At 62.5% G+C, this 18,707-nt stretch carries 17 protein-coding genes and 2 pseudogenes; 5 read left to right on the forward strand and 14 right to left on the reverse strand.

From position 1 onward, the window contains the following. Window positions 1–221: 221 nt before the first annotated feature. Window positions 222–368, forward strand: a pseudogene (locus C3E99_RS20315) (IS3 family transposase); the annotation flags it as partial. 7 nt (window positions 369–375) lie between these two features. Here the strand turns inward: C3E99_RS20315 and C3E99_RS02950 are convergent. Further along, a protein-coding gene (locus tag C3E99_RS02950) for an IS5 family transposase (protein ID WP_104959371.1) occupies window positions 376–1,145 on the reverse strand; the annotation gives its coding sequence in 2 pieces (ribosomal slippage) (window positions 376–828 and window positions 831–1,145; 768 coding nt in all). Window positions 1,146–1,395: 250 nt separating this feature from the next. On the opposite strand from C3E99_RS02950, the gene istA reads away from it, so the two are divergent. The 3 genes and pseudogenes from istA to C3E99_RS20320 form a co-directional block, all read left to right on the forward strand. Further along, a complete protein-coding gene (istA, locus tag C3E99_RS02955; protein WP_199775091.1) occupies window positions 1,396–2,922 on the forward strand; it encodes an IS21 family transposase in 1,527 nt (508 codons plus the stop codon). A gap of 14 nt (window positions 2,923–2,936) precedes the next feature. Next, window positions 2,937–3,677 carry an IS21-like element helper ATPase IstB gene (gene istB / locus C3E99_RS02960; protein WP_104960292.1) on the forward strand — a complete coding sequence of 247 codons (741 nt, stop codon included), beginning with the start codon at window positions 2,937–2,939 and terminating at the stop codon, window positions 3,675–3,677. 393 nt (window positions 3,678–4,070) lie between these two features. Continuing rightward, window positions 4,071–4,702, forward strand: a pseudogene (locus C3E99_RS20320) (IS701 family transposase); the annotation flags it as partial. Window positions 4,703–4,733: 31 nt separating this feature from the next. On the opposite strand, the gene C3E99_RS20325 reads toward C3E99_RS20320, so the two are convergent. The 11 genes from C3E99_RS20325 to C3E99_RS20330 all read right to left on the reverse strand — a co-directional run bounded on the left by C3E99_RS20325 (window position 4,734) and on the right by C3E99_RS20330 (window position 14,482). After that, window positions 4,734–5,195, reverse strand: coding sequence for a hypothetical protein (locus C3E99_RS20325; protein WP_442800484.1), 462 nt, complete (start codon window positions 5,193–5,195; stop codon window positions 4,734–4,736). A gap of 215 nt (window positions 5,196–5,410) precedes the next feature. After that, complete coding sequence (locus C3E99_RS02970) at window positions 5,411–6,670, reverse strand: MFS transporter (RefSeq protein ID WP_104959373.1); 1,260 nt, start codon at window positions 6,668–6,670, stop codon at window positions 5,411–5,413. A 189-nt stretch (window positions 6,671–6,859) separates the two neighbouring features. Beyond that, a complete protein-coding gene (locus C3E99_RS02975) occupies window positions 6,860–7,414 on the reverse strand; it encodes a type II 3-dehydroquinate dehydratase (protein ID WP_199775059.1) in 555 nt (184 codons plus the stop codon). A 123-nt stretch (window positions 7,415–7,537) separates the two neighbouring features. Then, the gene (locus C3E99_RS02980) at window positions 7,538–8,515 is read right to left on the reverse strand and encodes a dienelactone hydrolase family protein (protein WP_158682078.1); all 978 of its coding nucleotides are present in this window, start codon (window positions 8,513–8,515) and stop codon (window positions 7,538–7,540) included. A gap of 57 nt (window positions 8,516–8,572) precedes the next feature. Then, window positions 8,573–9,349 carry an SDR family NAD(P)-dependent oxidoreductase gene (locus tag C3E99_RS02985; protein WP_104959375.1) on the reverse strand — a complete coding sequence of 259 codons (777 nt, stop codon included), beginning with the start codon at window positions 9,347–9,349 and terminating at the stop codon, window positions 8,573–8,575. After that, window positions 9,346–10,155, reverse strand: a complete 810-nt coding sequence (locus C3E99_RS02990) for an alpha/beta fold hydrolase (protein WP_104959376.1) — start codon at window positions 10,153–10,155, stop codon at window positions 9,346–9,348. The genes C3E99_RS02985 and C3E99_RS02990 overlap by 4 nt, the downstream gene beginning before the upstream one ends. Beyond that, complete coding sequence (locus C3E99_RS02995) at window positions 10,152–10,949, reverse strand: alpha/beta fold hydrolase (protein ID WP_158682080.1); 798 nt, start codon at window positions 10,947–10,949, stop codon at window positions 10,152–10,154. Before C3E99_RS02995 ends, C3E99_RS02990 begins: the two co-directional genes overlap by 4 nt. Beyond that, window positions 10,946–12,160, reverse strand: a complete 1,215-nt coding sequence (locus tag C3E99_RS03000; protein ID WP_104959378.1) for a CaiB/BaiF CoA transferase family protein — start codon at window positions 12,158–12,160, stop codon at window positions 10,946–10,948. Before C3E99_RS03000 ends, C3E99_RS02995 begins: the two co-directional genes overlap by 4 nt. Continuing rightward, window positions 12,157–12,936, reverse strand: coding sequence for an IclR family transcriptional regulator (locus tag C3E99_RS03005; protein ID WP_158682082.1), 780 nt, complete (start codon window positions 12,934–12,936; stop codon window positions 12,157–12,159). Before C3E99_RS03005 ends, C3E99_RS03000 begins: the two co-directional genes overlap by 4 nt. Next, window positions 12,933–14,084, reverse strand: a complete 1,152-nt coding sequence (locus C3E99_RS03010; RefSeq protein WP_104959380.1) for a thiolase family protein — start codon at window positions 14,082–14,084, stop codon at window positions 12,933–12,935. The genes C3E99_RS03005 and C3E99_RS03010 overlap by 4 nt, the downstream gene beginning before the upstream one ends. Beyond that, entirely contained in the window at window positions 14,081–14,482 is a 402-nt protein-coding gene (locus C3E99_RS20330) for an OB-fold domain-containing protein (RefSeq protein WP_104959381.1), read from the reverse strand. The genes C3E99_RS03010 and C3E99_RS20330 overlap by 4 nt, the downstream gene beginning before the upstream one ends. Before the next feature lie 248 nt (window positions 14,483–14,730). On the opposite strand from C3E99_RS20330, the gene C3E99_RS03020 reads away from it, so the two are divergent. Next, entirely contained in the window at window positions 14,731–15,003 is a 273-nt protein-coding gene (locus C3E99_RS03020; RefSeq protein ID WP_104959382.1) for a hypothetical protein, read from the forward strand. Between the two features lie 337 nt (window positions 15,004–15,340). On the opposite strand, the gene C3E99_RS03025 is transcribed toward C3E99_RS03020, so the two are convergent. Both C3E99_RS03025 and C3E99_RS03030 read right to left on the reverse strand, forming a co-directional pair. After that, the gene (locus C3E99_RS03025; protein ID WP_158682084.1) at window positions 15,341–16,255 is read right to left on the reverse strand and encodes a hypothetical protein; all 915 of its coding nucleotides are present in this window, start codon (window positions 16,253–16,255) and stop codon (window positions 15,341–15,343) included. Then, window positions 16,230–18,707 carry a hypothetical protein gene (locus C3E99_RS03030; RefSeq protein WP_104959384.1) on the reverse strand — a complete coding sequence of 826 codons (2,478 nt, stop codon included), beginning with the start codon at window positions 18,705–18,707 and terminating at the stop codon, window positions 16,230–16,232. The genes C3E99_RS03025 and C3E99_RS03030 overlap by 26 nt, the downstream gene beginning before the upstream one ends.

Raw genomic sequence — 18,707 nt, forward strand, 5'->3', positions numbered from 1 at the left:
GGCACGGTTTGTTCCTCTCCGACCGCCCCGCGACCTGTTCGCCCCTTTCATCTTGCGCTCCCTGCGGCGGCTGTGCGGAACTCTCGCTGTCTTGCGAAGCGGCCTCTACGTCGCAGCGGTGATCGATCTGTTTTCGTGCGGGATGGTCGGATGGTCGATGAGCCGGTGCGGCTATGAATGGGATAATTTATCCTGAGCCTGTCGGAGGGGCTGCCATGTAGAGCTTCTTATCCTCGCCCAAGACCGAGCGGATCGGGAACAAGATCTACTGCTCGAGAGCACCGGCAAAGGCCGATGTGTTCGATTATATCGAATGCTTCGACAACCCGACCCGGCGTCACTCGGACCTTGGGTTGCCTCAGTCGTGAAGCTGGGCTAGGTCACCGACTCATTAGCGCGTAACCAGATACGGATGGAGGCGAGTTGGACTGAGGCGAGGAAGTTGTCGTCGCGCTTGTCATATCGGGTTGCGACGACGCGGAAATGCTTAAGTTTGTTGAAGTAGCGCTCGACGAGATTGCGGAAGCGGTAGAGGAGCGGACTGAACGCCGGGGGCCGTTTTCGCTGCGGCATGGGCGGGATATTGGCAAAGGCACCCTTGTCGGCGATCGCGGCGCGCAGCTTGTCGGCGTCGTAGGCCCGGTCTGCGAGCAGGATCGAGCTTGGCCCCAGCGTATCGAGCATAGCGTGGGCGCTATGTCCGTCCCAGGCTTGGTTCTCGCTCAAAACGAAGTTGATCGGCAGCCCGTTGGCATCGACCATGGCATGGATCTTGGTAGTCAGGCCGCCGCGCGAACGACCCATGCAACGGGATCGACCATCTTTTTTTGGGCGTTGCCGGCGTGCTGGTGGACGCGGATCGACGAGGAGTCGATCATCTGGATGTCGCCCGCATAAGCCTCGGAAACGGCGTCCAATATCCGCTTCCACACGCCCGCCCGCCGCCAGCGGTTGAAGCGGTTCACACAGGTCGTGTGCGGCCCGTAGCGCGAGGGAATATCCGCCCAAGGCGCTCCCGTGCGCAGCCGCCAGAATATCCCATTCAATACCCGCCGGTCGTTCACACGCTTCACCCCCCGTACCTTCGTCGGCAGCAAGGGTTGGATCACCGACCATTCGAAATCCGTCAAATCAAAACGCGCCATCAGCGTCTCCCTTCCGGAAAAACACTGAATCAGAACTCACCCTGCGGATTCCGAATTCATCGCGCGCACGATTCCGAGATGAAGCCGCCCGGCATTCCGACATGATCCCGCCCACCATTCCGAGGTGATGTCGCCCGGCATTCCGGGATGATGTCGCCCACCTCGGGAGGGGAAGTCCTCGCTCGCCAAAACGTCTTTCTTTGCAGGAGCAACTGCAAAGGAGACGAGGATGCCGACGAGGAGGGTAGATATGCGCCGGGTGCGCGAGATTTTGAAGCTGCATAAGGATGCGGGGCTTTCGACGCGGGAGGTGGCGCTGCGCGTGGGCGTGGCGCCCTCGACGATGCGCGAGCTGGTGAAGCGCTACGATCGGTCCGGGCTGGAATGGCCGCCGCCGGTCGAGATGAGCGACCAGGAGCTGGAGGAGCGGCTTTACGGTCCGCAGGGCTCGAAGCCGGGTCGGAGAAAGCGACCCGAGCCCGACTGGTCGGTGGTGCATCGCGAGATGAAGCGCAAGCATGTGACGCTGCAGGTGCTGTGGGAAGAATATGCCGAGCAGCATCCCGACGGGTACAGGTACAGCCGCTATTGCGACCTTTATCGTGCCTGGGAAGGCCGGCTGCCGGTCACGATGCGGCAGACGCACCTGGGCGGCGACAAGCTGTTCATCGACTATGCGGGCGACAAGGTGCCGGTGGTGGTCGACCGGAGATCGGGCCGGACGCGCGACGCGCATATCTTCGTGGCGGTGATGGGCGCATCGAGCCTGTCGTTCGCATGCGCGACCTGGACGGAGAAGCTGCCGGACTGTCTCGCATCGCATGTGGCGGCGCTGGAGGCGTTCGGCGGCGCGCCGCGGCTGCTTGTTCCCGACAATGCCAAGGTCGCCGTGATCCGGGCCTGCCTGTTCGATCCGCAGGTCAACCGGAGCTATTGCGACATGGCGCGCCATTATGGCGCGGCGGTGCTGCCGACGCGGCCGCGGCGGCCGCGCGACAAGGCGAAGGTCGAAGCCTGCGTCGGGATCGTCGAGCGCTGGCTGTTCGGGCGGTTGCGCAATCGGGTGTTCCGCGGCCTCGGTGAGCTCAATGCCGCGATCGCCGAGCTGATGCAGCGGCTGAACGACGAACGTGTGCTGAGGCAATATGGCCGGACCCGGCGCCAGCTGTTCGAGGAGTTGGACGCGCCCGAACTGACGCCGCTGCCGGCGGAGGCCTACCAATATGCGGAATGGCGCAAGCGCCGGGTCGGGCTCGATTATCATATCGACATCGAGCGCCATCATTACTCGGTGCCGTATCGGTTCGCGCGGCGCGAGGTCGACGTGCGGCTGACGGCCCGCACCGTCGAGATCTTCCTCGACGGCACGCGGATCGCCGTTCACATGCGCAGCAGCGGCAACGGTCGTCACACGAAGGTGCATGACCATATGCCCTCGAGTCACCGGCGCTATGGCGAATGGACGCCGCTCAGAATCCAGAGCGAGGCGAGCCGGATCGGGCCGATGCTGCGGCTGCTGGTCGACAAGATCATGGAGGACAGGCCGCATCCCGAGCAGGGCTATCGCTCGTGCCTCGGCATCATCAGGCTGGAAAGCCGGTTCGGCGCCGAGCGGCTCGAGGCTGCGGCGCTGCGGGCGCTGGAGATCCAGGCGCGCAATTATCCCTCGATCCGGTCGATCCTCGAAAAGGGGCTCGATGGCGTGCCGGCGCGCTCGCGCGGCGACCGCGAGCCGATCGCGCACGGCAATATCCGCGGTCCCAAATATTATCATTGAAGGAGAAGAATATCGTGCTTGCTCATCCCACCCTCGACCAGCTGAACCAGCTTGGTCTTCACGGCATGGCGAAGGCGTTCGCCGATCTTGGCGGCAATGACGAAGCCGCCGGGCTCGGCCATGCCGAATGGCTGGCGCTGCTGCTCGACCATGAGGCGACGCATCGCCGCGACAAGCGGCTGGCGGCGCGGCTTCGCCATGCGAAGCTGCGTCACCTCGCGGTGCCGGAGGACATAGACTATCGTTCACCGCGCGGGCTCGACCGGCGGATGATGGAAAGCCTGCTCAAGGGCGACTGGATCGGCGCCTATGAGAATCTGGCGATCATCGGCCCGACGGGGGTCGGCAAGAGCTGGCTCTCCTGCGCGCTCGGCCACAAGGCGTGCCGCGACAATCGCTCGGTGCTCTATACACGGCTGTCGAAGCTGCTCGACGAGCTGAGCCTCGCCCGCGGCGACGGCCGCATCGCGTCGCGCCTGAAAAGCCTCGGGCAGGTCGAGCTGCTGATCCTCGATGACTGGGGCCTGGAGCCGCTCGAAGCAAACGCCCGGCACCATCTTCTGGAAATCCTCGAAGACCGTTACGGCCGCCGCTCCACGGTCGTGACGAGCCAGGTGCCGATCGCGAAATGGCATGAGCTGATCGGCTGTCCGACCTATGCGGACGCCATCCTCGACCGGCTCGTTCACAATGCTCACCGGATCGAGCTGAGCGGGGAATCCATGCGCCGGGTGAGCCAGCTGAAGGCTGCTTGACCGTATCGCAATATCCATGTCACAAAACCGTGACGATCGAGGCTCCGCCAGGTGGGCGGCATAGGCTCGGAATAGTGGGCGCCATCAGATCGGAATAACTGGGCGACATCGTCGGAATCCGCACTCACCCCTCTTGGGAACCCTGTTTATGGGTATGTGACCTAGCACTACTTTGGCAGAAGATTGATTTTGGGGATTCCCATTTTGGTTGATGGGTGATTCATAGGGAGCCGACGTTGGAAGGATGTCGGCGATGGATGGTAATTAGCGGGATGATCTGGAGCGCTGGCTGGCGCCTTATCTGAAGGGACTTGGCCATAAGGCGCGGCAGTGGATGTGCCGGCTTATGTCGCCGGCCTGATCGGTCCGGGAGATCGCAAGAGTATCCAGCCGATGGCGGCGCGGACGGGCGAAGTCGGCTATGATCGCCTGCATCACTTCATTGGCGCGGGGCTTTGGGACAGCGCGCCGCTGGAGGCGACTCTGTGGGGCCAGGCCGATGCGCTGGTCGGCGGCGACAAGGCATGGCTGATCATCGACGATACGGCCTTGCCGAAGAAGGGAACGGCGTCGGTGGGCGTGGCGCCGCAATATGCGTCGGCGCTGGGCAAGAATGCGAACTGTCAGACGCTCGTATCGGTGACGCTGGCGTCGCGAGAGGTGCCGATCATGCTGGGCTTGCGGCTGTTCCTGCCGGAAAGCTGGACGAGCGACGAGGCGTGCATGGTCAAGGTCGGCGTGCCCGAGGCTTTTCGCCCCTATCGCACCAAGCCGGCGATCGCGATCGAGGAGATCGACCGGGTCATCGCCGCCGGGGTGCGCTTCGCTGTGTGCTCGCGGATGCCGGATATGGGCTCGCAGCCCCTTTCCGTCAGGCGCTCAGCGCAAGGGGCTTGCACTGGGCGGTCGGCATCCCCCGGCATCAGAAGGTGTATCCGGCGGATGTGCAACTCGTCTTTCCTGTGGCGGGACGCGGACGCCCCCGGCAGCACCATGTTCCGGACATCGCATCGCGCGCCGCCCATGCCATGCTCGACGACACAAAATGGCGACAGGTCAGTTGGCGCCGCGGGACGAAGAGGCGTCTGAGCGCTCGCTTCGCCGCCATGCGCGTGCGCGTCGCCGACGGCCCGCCCCAACGCATCGGCGCTTCGGGCGCGCAGCACATGCCCCGGGGAAGAAGCCTGGCTGGTCGGCGATCATCGCTCCAGCGGCGAGCGCAAATATTATCTCTCGAACCTGCCCGCAGATACGCCGATCCGGGATCTCGCCGGCGCCATCAAGGCGCGCTGGATCTGCGAGCAGGCACACCAGCAACTCAAGGAAGAGCTTGGCCTCGACCATTTTGACGGCCGTTTCTGGACAGGCCTCCATCGCCATGCCCTCATGTCGATGATCGCATATGCCTTCCTGCAATCCCGCCGTCTCGCTCAGGCGGGACGGGAAAAAAAATCGCAGGTCCACCGCCACAGCCGAGCCTGCCAGCAGTCCGGCAAGCCATTCTTGATCACTTGTCAAGGCCGCCACCGACGCATTGCCCTCATTGCAGAGAGCCGCTGGAAAACATGCCAATCAGACTTCTACCAAAGTAGTGCTAGCCTGAATGGACTTATCTCGAGGGCCATCAAACCGGCAACAGGCCATCAGGTAGCAAACCGTATTGGGGACATGCCCCCAATACGGTTGTTGCCATCACACCCAAGAAGCGGCACTAATTCGGCCCAAGGCTCTATTCATTGCCGGTGGAAACCTTCGGGCTCGGACCGGTTGGAGCGCCGTATGAACCCCCAAAGCATCGCCCCGGCGAGGTTCAGCGCAACGGCGGTGAGGAAGAACGGGGTTACTGAATTGAAGGCGCTGTAGAAGTATGGAAAGGCAAGCCCCGTTGCAAATGCGCCGAATGCACCGACCATATTCATCTGACCGGTTACGGCCCCCGCCCGTTCACCGCCAACGTCGATGCAGAATGCCCAAGACGGCGGCAGGGTCATGTCGGCGCCGAACACCGTGATGCTGAGGAAAACCACCGCTACGATTGCCGTTTCAGCATTGAGGCATCCGACAAGCCCGATCGCCGCCAAAATGAAACCAGTGATCGCCACATGACGTAGCGATGCTGCGGTCCCGGTCCTGCGTACGGCGAAATCGGATCCCACTCCGCCCAGCCAGTTGCCCGCCGCGCCAGCCGCCAAAGGGACGGCGGTGAAGAAGCCGGTTTCGACCGTGGTCAGGCCATAGGTTGTCTGCAGATATGGGAATAGCCAAGACAGCGCGAAAAAGAAGGTGAAGCACGACGCGAAATACTGCGTGACGACGGGCCACAGGCGGCCCTGATGCGACCCGGAGCCGTGCCTCGACGGCTTGGCCTGCGCCGCGGAAAGCGTTCGTCCCGCAATGATCTTCTGAATCTCCGCCTCGGGCATCCCCCGGTGATCTTCAGGCCGATCCCGGAACAGCGCGTACCAGGCGAGAACCCATAACAAGCCGGCTGCGCCCATGATCACAAAGGTTTGCCGCCACCCAAAGGATGAAAGCATCCAGGCAAGGCCGGGAAGCGCCAGCGCAGCGCCGACCCTCGTACCGGACAGGTTGATGCCGTTGGCGATGCCGCGTTCGGCGGCGGGAAGCCAGCTGTACACGGCTTTGGCACAAGCCGGCATCGCGCCGGCCTCCGCCGCTCCGAATGCAAAGCGGAACATCAGCAGGGAGAGAAAGCCCCAGGCCGCCCCGGTCAGGGCGGTAAACCCAGACCAAAGGATGACAATTGCGGCAAGCGTTCTGCGTGGCCCAAAACGATCGGCAAGCTGGCCGGCCGGCACCTGAAACAAAGCGTAACCGAGCGCAAATGCGGCGATCACCCACCCGAATTGGGTGTCGCTCAGCTGGAGTTCGCCCGTGATCTGCTCCTTCGCGGCAGATATCACGACGCGGTCCACGTACAGAAGCATGGTGAGCAAAAAGGTGCCTACCAACAGGAAATGTCGCCGTCCCATAGTTCAGATACCTTTACCGTTCGAGGAGTGGATATTCCGGCCGAAGTCCTCGATGGGGGCTGCGGGTCGGCCTTGGACCGCTCATGCGCAAGACCCTGCCACTCCGACTTTGGATCGATCGCGTTCGTCGCGTAAAATAGACCAGGCGTTTGCCATGCATCCCCCTGTCGCAGTCAGGCCCTGCCGCCTTCAGGCTGTCTCCAGGTCCGCGAGTTCGCCGCCGAGGAAGCCCCGGTCATCAAGCGCCATCACCAGACCCACCAGCGCGGCGATGTAGCTGTATTGGCGCAGCCCCATGCAAAGGCCGGTCGCGGTGTGCGTGAAGGTCGAGATCAACTTGCCGCTGGCCAGACCGCGCGGCGTTCCCGGCGCCCCCGAGATGTTCGCGAAATGCACCTCGATGGCCGGTTTGGTCGTATCCTCGAGGGCGTGCCGAACGGCCTCGCCCATGGTCGTCAGGCCCGCCGGATTGATGATATAGCCGTCGACCCGATCGGCCGATCCGTGGATATACTCAAGGATATCGCCCATGTGGTTGGACGAGAATGTCTCGACCTCGACGCCGATATCCGAACCCGCCGACGTGACAAATGCCTTCAGGTCGTCCAGAGACGCGATCGCTCCGTAAACCTGCTTGCTGCGGGCGCCGAGACTGGACATGTTCGGCCCGTCGATCAGGGCGATCCGGTGGCGACGGGAACCGGTACGGTTCAGGGTGAACGGGTGCCGAGCTGTCATATTCATCCTCTCCTCTTATTGCTTGAATTGGCACGTCAGCGACGAGGCGATCCCGTCCCCCTCACGTTGAACCATCCAGTGACGAAACAACGTGAAGGGGCACGGGGCGTGCGCGGACGTCGCGTGCTCCTATTGTGCGGGCCTCAGTGTCGCGGCGAGGAAGGCGACGATGTCGGCCTCGGTCGCGGCCTTGGCGTCGGCATTAGCCTTGATCGACTGGCGCTTTTTCCCCGGCGTGTCATAGCTGTGTGTCGCGCCCTTGAAGGTCGTTAGCGAGATGTCGCCGCCCTTTTTGCGGGCATCGGCGACGAGTTTTTCGCAGAGCTTCGCTGACACATATTTGTCGGCAGTGCCGACGAAGACGCGAACCGGGCTGTAGGGGCGGTAGCCGTCCTTCGCGAAGCGCTTCTTGAGATCGCAGTCCGGATAGAGCGCGACGCCGATGCGAAAGCCGGTATTGGGCATGTCGCCGGGCTTGTCGTCAGCCATCGCCGCGAGGGTCGCGCTGCCGCCGTTCGACCAGCCAAGCAGAGCGACGCGCCTTCCATCGACATCGGGGCGCTGCTGGAGAAAGCCGAGCGCGCCATAGGCGTGCAGCGGGCGATAGGCGACCTCGTCGACCACGGCGGGGCGGCTTTTGTACGCAGCCCCCTTGAAGCCCTCGGGATAACCGGCAGGTCCGAAATCGTCGACCATCAGCGCGACATAGCCGCTGCGCGCTAGCAGCCGACCCCACGCCCGGTGCCGCGCGGTCAGCGTCGCGGCGCTATATTCACCCGCGGCGCGGCTCGAATAGGCGCCCGCGCCGCCGTGCATCATGACGACGGCGGGCGCGTTTGCAGGCGCGTTGTTCGCCTTGAAGATATAGCCCTTCAATTCGGTCTTGCCGTCGCTGCTCGGGAAGGTAACGGCCTCGATCTGGACCCGTTGGGCCCACGCGGGTGTCGCGACCGCAGCTATGGCGAGCGGCAGGGTTAGGGCGCGCAGCACCATCGCACCGAAAATGTGCTTGCTGTGGGCGCCCGGATTGGACTTGTTCGGACCATCGATTGCGGCGATCCGGTGACTGCGGGAACCCGTGCCGTGCACGGTGAGCTGAGCTGTCATCTTGTTCCTCTCCTTCATCTTGTTCCTCCTCCCTTTTGATTGGTCTGAATTTGCGCGCTAGCGACGCCTCGTGCGCAGCGAGGCTAGCCCGCCATCCACCACGACGAACGATCCGGTGACGGAGCTACAAGCAGGGTCGATCAGGAACGAAACGGCATGAGCGACCTCAACCGGATCGACCATCTTTGCGGTGGGTTGTCGCCGCTCATACTCGCGACGCTGCGCGGCGGGGTCGATCGCCGCGTCGATCAGCGCCTGCATGAAGGGCGTTTCGACCGTGCCGGGGACGACGCCGTTCACACGGATGCCTTCGTGGACCAGGTCGGCTGCGACGCTCAGCGTCATGCTGTGGATCGCACCTTTGGATGCCGAATAGGCAGCGCGTTGCGCGATACCGGAGGTCGCTGAACAGGAAGAGATGTTGACGATTGCGGGCGAGTGCGAGCTTCGCAACAGCGGCAAGGCGCAGGCGGTGGCGCGCCGGTATCCCATCAGGTTCACGTTGAACAGTTCGAGCCACTGTTCGTCGCTGCCGTCCTCTATGCCGCCGACGAACGCGATACCGGCGTTGTTCACCAACGCGTCGAGCGCGCCCGCGACGCGCTCGATTTCTTCGAACGCCTGCTGAACGCTGTCGCGCGACCGCACGTCAGTCTTGATAAAGGTTTCCGCGCCGCTGGCCGATCCTTTCCTCAGGTCAAGATTGAAGACCGTCGCGCCCTGCGCATTGAGCAGCTTGCAGATAGCCTCGCCAATCCCCGCGCTTCCGCCCGTAACGGCGACCCGCAAACCGCGAGGCAAGGGTCCGGGTGGTGCTGTGGGTGAGGGGGTCATGCTTGGGGCGCCTTCCAATGTTCCTTGAGGTGCCGCGAGAGCCGCTCCGGCTCGGTCAACGGCAACATATGCCCGCCACGGGGCAGCACTTCGAGATAAAGGCTTTCGCGCCTCTTCGCGCCGCCGCGGAGGAGGCTATCGAAAGACGAGGCCGGGACCGAGGCATCATCCGCAGCGGCGATGCAAAGCGTTGGCGGAAGCTCTGCGTCATCCAGTTGGAGCCGGCCAAAATCCGCCAGTGACCGCCAGCCATCGGCATATCCTTTGGCGGAAACCGCCGAAATCGCCTTTCGTCCGTAGGCGAGAGCGGCGCGGTACGTCGACAGGTCTTCGAGCCCGCCGAACCACCGCTTCAGCGATTGCTCGACGGTGCCGGCCCGCCCGCCCGCATCGATCTGTTCTGCCCGCTCGGTAAATGCCGGCATCGATTCGAGCGGTGAGGCAACAAGGGCGAGACTTTGCACTCCACTCCGCAGGGACGCCGCCGCAAGCGTCGCGATGACGCCACCAAGGGCATGGCCCAGCAGATGAACCGGACGATTGACCCAGCGGATCATGCCTATCGCATCCTCGACCAGCATCTGGAGCGTGAAACTTTCTTCGCTCGCGCGGCTTCCGTGGCCACGATGGTCGTAGGAGATGATGTCCAGCGACCCGCCCAGCGCATGGCGAAGCGGATCGAACGCGCACCGGTCCAGGCCTAACGCGTGCAGGAGCAGTACGGCCGGTCCCTCAGGCGGCCCGGACCTCCGTACGATCAGGCTTCGCCCGCCGATGACCGTTGTGCCGTCCTCGATCCTGTTCACGCTCGGCCTCCCGCTTTCAGGAGGGCTTCGCCTTCAACGGCGCCCCAATGCGCCTCCAGCATTCGTGCGACATCGGGTGCCATCGTCAGGGGAAAGAGGTGCCCGCCCTTCGGCAGCGTCTTGAGCGCGGGGCCTGACCCGATTGCGTTCTCGCTCATCGCATCCACAATCGCTGACATAGCCGACGGCGGCGTCGACAGGTCGTCCGCAGCGGCGATGCACATTGCTCCCGGTTGCGAAGTGACGCTGGAAAAGTCGCCGAATGTCGCGAGCGCCCGCCATGCCGATGCGATAGCTGTCGCCGAAAGAGAACTCAGCGACTTCGATGCATACTCAATATTTGATCGCCACTGCGGCGGCGGCGTCTCGCCGAACCAACGGGCGAGGGTCGATTGCTTGAACGGCTCGACACCGTTGAGGAGTAGTGCATCGGAGCGATCGGCATAGAGCTTTCCGCCACTCGAAGGCGTTGCGAGGAGCGCCAGCGAAATGACATCATGCCCATCGCTGCGAATCCTTTGACATGCGAGCGCTGCGACCACGCCGCCGAAGGAGTGTCCCAGCAGATGTACCGGGCCGTCCGCCGCCCGCAGAATACGCTCGGTGGCATAGTCGACATGATCCTCCAGGCATTCGCTCGCCCGATCGCCGTTGCTTCCGTGACCCAAGAGATCGAACGCAACCAGACGCCGACCGTCCTGCAGACACCTTCGAAGCGGCTCGAACGAATGGCGGTCCAGGCCAAGCGCGTGAAACGCAATCACCGGGATCTCTGGCCGCGCCCTGCCATTCATGCCGAGCCATCCCCCAGCACACCGTCGGCCAGCAGTTCGTCCACGACTGATCGCGGCATATCCAGCCATGCCGACAAGATGGAGACATTGTCCTGGCCGAGGGCAGGCGGATAGGTCGGTTCCGGGCTTTTGCTGCCAGCGAACTTGATGGGATTGCCCACCACCTCGATACGCTCGCCCTTGGGAGCCTGCATCTCAACGATCATGTCGCGACTTGCGGCGCGCGCATCGTCAAGAGCCTCCGGAACGCGCTTGATCAGTGCCGCAGGGACGTCGTTGCTCTGGAGGCTTTCAACATGCTCGACTGCATCCTTTTCAAGGAAGGCCGCCTCCAACAACTGCCACAGTTCCACGCGATTCCTCAGTCGATCGGAGGCGGTCGCAAAGCGCGCATCACCCACCAGCTCTGACAGATCGAGAGATCTGCACAGCCCCTGCCACATCTTTTCGGTATTCGCCGTGACGACCAGTTCGCGGCCATCCCGGGCCTTGAAGGATCGATACGTTGGGATCGAATCGTGCCTCGCGCCCTGAGGGCCAGGGTCCGTTCCTGCGACGAGCGAATAGGTAGCTTGATATGAAAGCATCGCGAGCTGGCAATCGAGCATCGCGACATCGATGATGTCGGCGCGGTCCGTAAAATTGCGACGATGCAGGGCTGCGCAAATGGCTATACACGCATAGAGTCCCGCCACCGTGTCGCCAGCCGGGATGCCAAGCCTGACGGCAGGCCGACCCGCCTCCCCGGTAATACTCATCACGCCTGACAGTGCCTGTACGATCATGTCGTAGGCGGGCTTTGTGCTGTCCGGCCCGGTCTGACCGAAACCGCTGATTGACGCCCAAATCAACCGCGGATGGCTGGCCGCGATTTTCTCAATGTCTAGTCCGATCCTGCGCGCGACCCCGGGCCGGAAGTTCTCCACGACAATATCTGCCTTCGCGATGAGCTCTAGCAGCAACCGCCGTCCGCGATCCGTCTTCAGGTCGATCGAGATGCTTTGCTTGTTCCGATTGATACCGAGGAAGTACAGACTTTGGTCATCGAGGAAATGAGGGGGGATGTGCCGACTTGAATCGCCGCCGGGCGGCTCGACCTTGATCACCTCGGCGCCAAGGTCAGCAAGAATCTGCGTGCAAAAAGGTCCAGAAAGAAATGTGGTGAGATCCAGGACACGTACACCATTCAGCGGCTGGCCAGGCGAACTCATCTGGCTGCTCCGAGGAACCGCGAGATCTCGTCGCTCTTTTCCATGATATCCTTCACGATGGCATCGATACTGGCGTTGGGCATGCGCTCCTGCGGGAAGGTCATGCAAAGGCAGCCGAAAACGCCTTTTGCGTCGAAGATCGGAGCGGCGACGCCTCGTGCGCCAGGGAGTTTCTGTCCTTCGCTGATCGCGTATCCCTGCTCGCGCACTTCGCGCAGTTCCGCCATTCTCGCACGCAAGGACGGCTGCTTTTCTCCCGACACTGATAAGGCACGCTCGCGAAGGAGGATTTGCTCGATTTCATCGTCCGGCAGGAACGCGAGAATCGCCTTGCCAGATGCTCCCCAGTATAACGACAGCGGCCTGTGAAGATCGATCTGGTAGGTAAGCATCTGACTGCCGTCCGCACGATAGACAAAGTTCATAGTCCGATCAGCGGCGACATACCTTCCAAGCAGGACTGTCTCATTGTACTTGGCGGCCAATGCGTCGACGATGGGCTGCGCGATCGTGACCTGGGACATGGCCTGGATCACGCGCGCCGAGATCCGGTAGAAGCGCGGCCCGATGCGATAGATGCCGCTGCCCGACGCAGCGACGAAGCCTTCCGCGGCGAGCGCGTTGAGCAGCCGGTGCGCGGTCGATGGCGGTACCTTGAGGTCAGTGCTGACCTGCTTGACCGTTACCGGGCCCGGTGCGTCGGCCAATAGCGCCAACAGATAGAGCGCGCGGCTGATGCTGCTCGTGCCCGGCCCTTCGTCACTATGTTTCGTCATATTTCGTCCAGCGCCTTCAAGATGTGGATGGCGCATGCGCCATGATCAAGGCGAGCTATGCCACCGCCAGTGACGTGCGTCATGCCGATGCGCGCATTCGGAACCTGTCGTGCGCCCGCCCGACCCGTCAACTGCCAATATAGTTCGACAACCTGTGCGACACCGCTGCAGCCAACGGGATGCCCTTTTGACAGCAGCCCGCCGCTCGGATTGACGACGACGGCGCCGCCGAACGTGCTCTGGCCGGAGGTGAGAAAGGATGCGGATTCCCCGTCTTCACAGAGCCCCAACGCTTCGTAGTACACGAGTTCCGCGATCGAGAACGCGTCGTGGAGTTCGACGATATCTACATCCTGCGGCCCAATCCCCGCCTGTTCGAAGGCGTCGCTCGCGGAGTGCCGGGTAATATCGGGCCGTAACATGTTGCGGAAGCCGGATGTCGGCGTCCCCGAATGCAGCACAGACCCGCAAATTTCCACCGCCGGCAAAGCCAGCCGCTTGCGGATGTCGTCGTTCACCACGATAACCGCAGCCGCGCCGTCGCCCGTCGGACAGCATTGCAGCAGCGTGAGCGGGTCTGAAATCATCCTGGAAGCAACGACCTCTTCGACACTGGTTGGTTTACGCAGCTGTGCGAAAGGATTCATCGCGCCATGACGCCGCGCCTTCACGCTGACCTGTGCCAGCAAATCCACTGACTCGCCCCGTTCGTACAGATATCGTCGCGCTCGCATCGCATACAAAGCGGGCATCACCATGCCGTTGCGCACCTCGATATCTTCCGCGACAAGCGGCAAGGTGCCGCCACCAAACTGGGTAAGCTTGTCGACCCCGATGACCAGTGCCGCGGCATGTTCCTCGCTGCACACGCTCTTCCAGGCGAGGTGTAATGCGCTCGCGCCGCCCGAACAGGCGTTGTCGACGTTGAAGATCGGAACGCCGCCGATCCCCACCTCCTTGACGATGCGCTGACCTGTAAGCATTCCGCCGAAGGCATGGCCGCAATAGACGGTGTCGATTTCGCTCGGATCGAGCCCAGCGTCTCTGATCGCCTTGCGGACCGGGGGTACCGCCAGTCCACTATAGCTTGAATTGCGATGTTTCCCCATCGGGATCATTGCGCCGCTCACGATATAGGCGCGGCTCACTGGCTTTCCCTCGCGACAGGCTCAACAAACCACTCGGAGCCTTCGCTGGCAAGGCGGACGACACAGTCACAGTCCAATGCATGATCGGGACCCCGGACCTTTGCCAATGCGCGGACATCTCCGGGAAAATCTACGTAGCCTATCGTGTACGGTACGGGCTGCGAAGAGGACACGTGTACCGTCGAGAAGCTGTAGAGAACGCCTTCTGGCCCCACTTCGACGCGCTGTGCGCCATCCGTGTGGAGAAAGCTGTGCTGACCTTGCGCAGTTAGAGTGCAGAGCAAGAATGTTGCGCCATCACGCACGACAAAGGCGGGCAGGTCGGTAGCATCCAAATCTGAAATCGGGTGCTCCTCGATGGGGGCCCATTCACCAGGCGGACATTGGTTAGCGTTCATATGGTATTCCAATCATCGGAATGATTTTCCGTTAGAAGAAACGATTAGCAGCGCTGTGGTGCCGGTTCAACCCTAAAGATTACGACAGAATTCAAAACCGGTCGTCAAAAGTCCTCGAACGCGACACAATATCCGACCTCGATGTCTGCCTCGCGCGTGCCGCTGCGGCCGATATGACACCTGGCTCCACTCGAATATGACGTTGCAAACTATCCGGAATTGAATGGGGGGCCGGCTTCTATACGGATTTGTCCGATAACGAGCTTCCCAATTCGCCGCATTGGGCGGTCAATCTGGGAGCGGAATATACGATCCCGCTCAGCGACGGCTGGGGTGCCACCGTGCGCGGCGATGGCTATTGGCAGGGCAAGAGTTGGGCGCGCGTCTACAACCTCACCCCCTACGACCGGCTGCGCGACTGGACGAAGGGATGGAAGGCTTTCACGATCAAAATTTGCACCAGCGTCTCGACCCGAGGCTTCAGGGATTTCTCGGAATATTCCACGCGCGCGAGGTCATAGCGCAAGACTTGCACATGCGCTTCTTGCCGGTCGTGGTCCGGCAACCCGAAACAAACCGAGTTATAACGTCGGTGGTCTCGGGTTCCCAGGGACACCGATGTTATAATTCGTTGGAAACGGCCATTTGAACCTTAGGATAGTTGAATCGGCGGTTTTGCGCCTGATTTAAGCCGTAGCCGATCCCCGAGCGGTTTGGTGAAATCAGCCATCTATTTGCGTCGGAAAGAAGCATGGTTTTGTGGGTCGAATATTGAGAATCGGAGCTTACACTGTTCATGTATTTCCTGCAGGACAATTTTTCCTTGATTACTGGGGAATTAGCTAGTCGCACTCTCCACTAGAGCGGGCTAAATTCGATCGTGACGAGATCGCTGTATGTCCCGGCCACATGCGCTCCCACTTCGCCAAGGCGCAGATCGAAGGGCAGCGACGATCCCCCAAGGGTGCGCGGCAGATCGAGCATGGCTTCATAATGCTGGCGCAAATCGATCTCGACGCCATTCAGGGTGGCAAAATAGCCGATCGAGTCGGCCGCGGGGCTGCTGTTGTCCCGCTTGAGGAGGCCGCGGTTGGCCGAATCGATGGTTAGCCGCGAGATGGTATTGGCGCGCACCTGGAGAAAGACGCGGCGCGCTTCATTTGCCGTCATTTCGCCGAAATCGACGCGGCTCACCGCAGCCCCCTGGCCGAACGCGCCAGCCGCGCCGGCGATGTTCATCTGCGCCCGCGGCGGTGAGATAAGCTTCAACGTTACGGGGTTCCCTGCATGGCTGGCAGAAAGGGCGCCGCTCTCGCGAAGTTCCATTTCGAGCGTTTCCGAATGCTCGCCCGCCTCGGCGACCGCATCGCGAATTGCCACGACCTCGAATGAGAGGCGATATCTCTTGCCGGGATCGAGCTGCACGCGCCAGATCCCGGGTGTCGCGGTTGCAGCCATCGCAGTGTCGCCGGCGCCGGCGTTGAAGCGGACCCGCACGCCAGTGTCGCCGACTTCGGTTTCGTCGAGGGGCAGACGGTCGCGGCCGAGCAAGGCGATGTCCATCGCACAGCGTTCGGCCGAACGGCTCTCGATGCTGAAATTCATTCTTCCTGACGCCGGGGCGCTTGCGAACGGATCATAGTCGAGCCGCAGCACCGATGGCTGTTCGACGACCAGCGCGTCGCAAGCGGCAGCAGAACTGGCGGTGCCGGCCATGGCAATTCCCAATATGAGCGCGATGGAAAGCCTATGGCGTGTTGAGCGTACCGACATCGATCAATCCTTTGGAGTCGCGGGTGATTTCGAATGTGGCAACGACGGCGCTGCCTACGATCAGTTGATAATGTCCGGGCGCCAGCCGGTCGGCGACGAAGCGGCCGGTCCGGTTGGTGAAAAAGGGGCGTGGTTCGAACTTCTTGTCGTCCACGGCCTCGACGGTGCCGCCGACGAGCGAAAGCGGGCCTTGCGGGCCGACGAGATATCCGGTCGCGATGCGCGAAGCATCGCTGCCGATCTCGGCGCGGTAGCCCGAGCCGAAGCCGGGGAATGTGTTGATGACACCGCTCCCGATATCATAGCCGACCGGGAGCGGATCTACCTTCACTTCATAGCGGTTGATGCTATAGGCCCGGTTGACCGGGATGAGTGCCGCCCCGAACACGCCCGATCGTGCCACGATCCGGTCGCCCGACTGGATCCTCACCTGGCTTCCGGCCAGCGTGTCATGCACCGGCGCGACGATGAAACCGTCATTCACCGTACGTCCGAGGCCGATGGCTCCATCGGCGAAGCCGATGAATCCACGGAGATTCCAGTCGGAAATGGTCGAACTCGGTCCATCGGGACTGCGCGATTCGATCCGGTTGTGGTTCACGACGAGATCGAAACGATTGTTGATATAGGCGAGCCGGCCCGCCAAGGCGGTGCCCTCACGCTCGTCGGTGAAGCGGAGATTGCCGCTCAGTTCGTCGAGCCTGCCTTCGGACGACCGGCTGATCTCGACCTCCTTGCGCTTCGTGCTGCTGTCGTAACGCACATCGCCATACCAGCCCGGGCCGCGGCGGACCGAGACGCCGACCGACACGCGCCAGTCGCTGCCACGGTCGTCGTTGATATGCGACGCGGTGCTGTTCACGCTGAACCGCCCGAAAGTGCGTCCGATATTCGCATCGAACCGCTGGATATCGCGCCCGTCGCCGCGCATCTTCGTATAGCCATAGCCCAGCCCCATGCTGATCTCGAACGGCGCGCGCCACTGGAGCAGCGCCGCCGACTGCCATGCCTGGAGATTGCGGGCTTCGCGCGTGAAGGCATCCTGGAAATTGGTGCTACGCAGCACCGAAGAGATGTTCAGTCGCAGATCGCGCTCGCGCAGCAGCGAGAATTCGCCGCGATAATCGAATGAAAGCGCGGTTCCGAACCCGAAGCCGTTGAGGCTCCGGCTCGCCGAGGCCTCCACCTGGATGAAGCCGAGCGGCGAGCCCCATAGCGCCGATCCGCCGGCCTGCATCGAGAAACTCGTCGCCTGCGCGTTGACCCCCAACGTCAGAGCATCGGAAATGCCGCGGTAGATGTAGCCGGTCGCGGCGGGCGATCCATAATGTAGCCGCGTGTCACCCTCGCGAAGTCCGATTGCGCCACCGAATTCCGTGACCCCCGGATTGAGCAGATCGGCGCCGCTGAAGATGTTGAAGTCGAGAATTTCGCGGCGGCCGCCGACATCGTCGACGACCAGCCTGACGCTGTTCGGCCCCGCAGCGAACGGGAAGTCGCCGACATCGTAGCGGCCGGCAGCAAGCCTGAGGGTCTGGACGCGGATATCGTTGACATAGACCTCGACGCTGGACTCGCGATCGAGAACAAAGTCCTGGCGGCCGATCGGGCGGACGTTCTGAAAGGGACGGATCGTCGAGAAGGCCCGTTCCACGCCGAAGCCGAGGATGCGCCCCGAACCCTGGAATGATGTGCTGCCCGGGGTAAACTCGCCGAGCGTGGCACGAACCGCGCTATCGTAGAAATCGCGCGTGGCGCGAATCTCGCGGCGCTCCCACCGATGTTCGCGATTGTTGCCGTCATAACGCATCCCGCCGGTCACGGTTACGCCGTCGAAGCCGCCAATGTTCATGATGCCGTCGACATCGACGCTGAGTGGCTGGAAGCCCTGACCCTGGTCATGAACATAGCGCTGGGTCGCGGAGATATTGGCGCCAACAGCAAAACCGGCGGGCTGATCGAAGGTCTGCGGGACGGGCGCGCCGTCACGCTCGACCACGCGCACCGCGGTTGCGCTGGTGGCGTCGGTCGGCAAGGTCGCGGTGACGCTCAGGCTCAGCGTGTCAAAGGCGATGCTCAGCCCGTCGCCGTCGAGCGCGTCGAAGGGCACAATATTGCGTCCTGCGATGCTGCCTTCGATCAAACCCTTGATCTTCGGGGTGACGACTGGGCCAAGAAGCTCGATCAAGCGCCTGGCGTCGATCTCGCCATCGCCCTTACCATCAACCGCGACGGAAATGGTTCCGAGGAACTTGCCGTTCAGCATCAGCGGCACGTCGAGCGGAACCCGGGTCGAAGGGCCGCCAGCCGGAATGGGCGCGGTTCCGACTGAGTCCGCGACGACGGCAAGCCCGGTGTCCGCAGTTTGACCGGCGGCGGATGCCGGGTCTGGCACGGCGCCGAGCATCGATCCGCACAGGCAGATCGAGAAGTATCGCAGCGAGTGCCCCAT

Origin of the sequence: Sphingopyxis sp. MG (assembly GCF_002953155.1) — a bacterium.
Taxonomy (GTDB): Bacteria; Pseudomonadota; Alphaproteobacteria; order Sphingomonadales; family Sphingomonadaceae; genus Sphingopyxis; species Sphingopyxis granuli.

Bases quoted from the DNA above. Each gene is read 5' to 3' on its own strand.
- istA (WP_199775091.1), top strand. From the start codon at position 1,396: ATGCGCCGGGTGCGCGAGATTTTGAAGCTGCATAAGGATGCGGGGCTT.
- C3E99_RS02970 (WP_104959373.1), bottom strand. From the start codon at position 6,670: ATGGGACGGCGACATTTCCTGTTGGTAGGCACCTTTTTGCTCACCATG.
- C3E99_RS02975 (WP_199775059.1), bottom strand. From the start codon at position 7,414: ATGAATATGACAGCTCGGCACCCGTTCACCCTGAACCGTACCGGTTCC.
- C3E99_RS02980 (WP_158682078.1), bottom strand. From the start codon at position 8,515: ATGACAGCTCAGCTCACCGTGCACGGCACGGGTTCCCGCAGTCACCGG.
- C3E99_RS02985 (WP_104959375.1), bottom strand. From the start codon at position 9,349: ATGACCCCCTCACCCACAGCACCACCCGGACCCTTGCCTCGCGGTTTG.
- C3E99_RS02995 (WP_158682080.1), bottom strand. From the start codon at position 10,949: ATGAATGGCAGGGCGCGGCCAGAGATCCCGGTGATTGCGTTTCACGCG.
- C3E99_RS03000 (WP_104959378.1), bottom strand. From the start codon at position 12,160: ATGAGTTCGCCTGGCCAGCCGCTGAATGGTGTACGTGTCCTGGATCTC.
- C3E99_RS03005 (WP_158682082.1), bottom strand. From the start codon at position 12,936: ATGACGAAACATAGTGACGAAGGGCCGGGCACGAGCAGCATCAGCCGC.
- C3E99_RS20330 (WP_104959381.1), bottom strand. From the start codon at position 14,482: ATGAACGCTAACCAATGTCCGCCTGGTGAATGGGCCCCCATCGAGGAG.
- C3E99_RS03025 (WP_158682084.1), bottom strand. From the start codon at position 16,255: ATGTCGGTACGCTCAACACGCCATAGGCTTTCCATCGCGCTCATATTG.
- C3E99_RS03030 (WP_104959384.1), bottom strand. From the start codon at position 18,707: ATGGGGCACTCGCTGCGATACTTCTCGATCTGCCTGTGCGGATCGATG.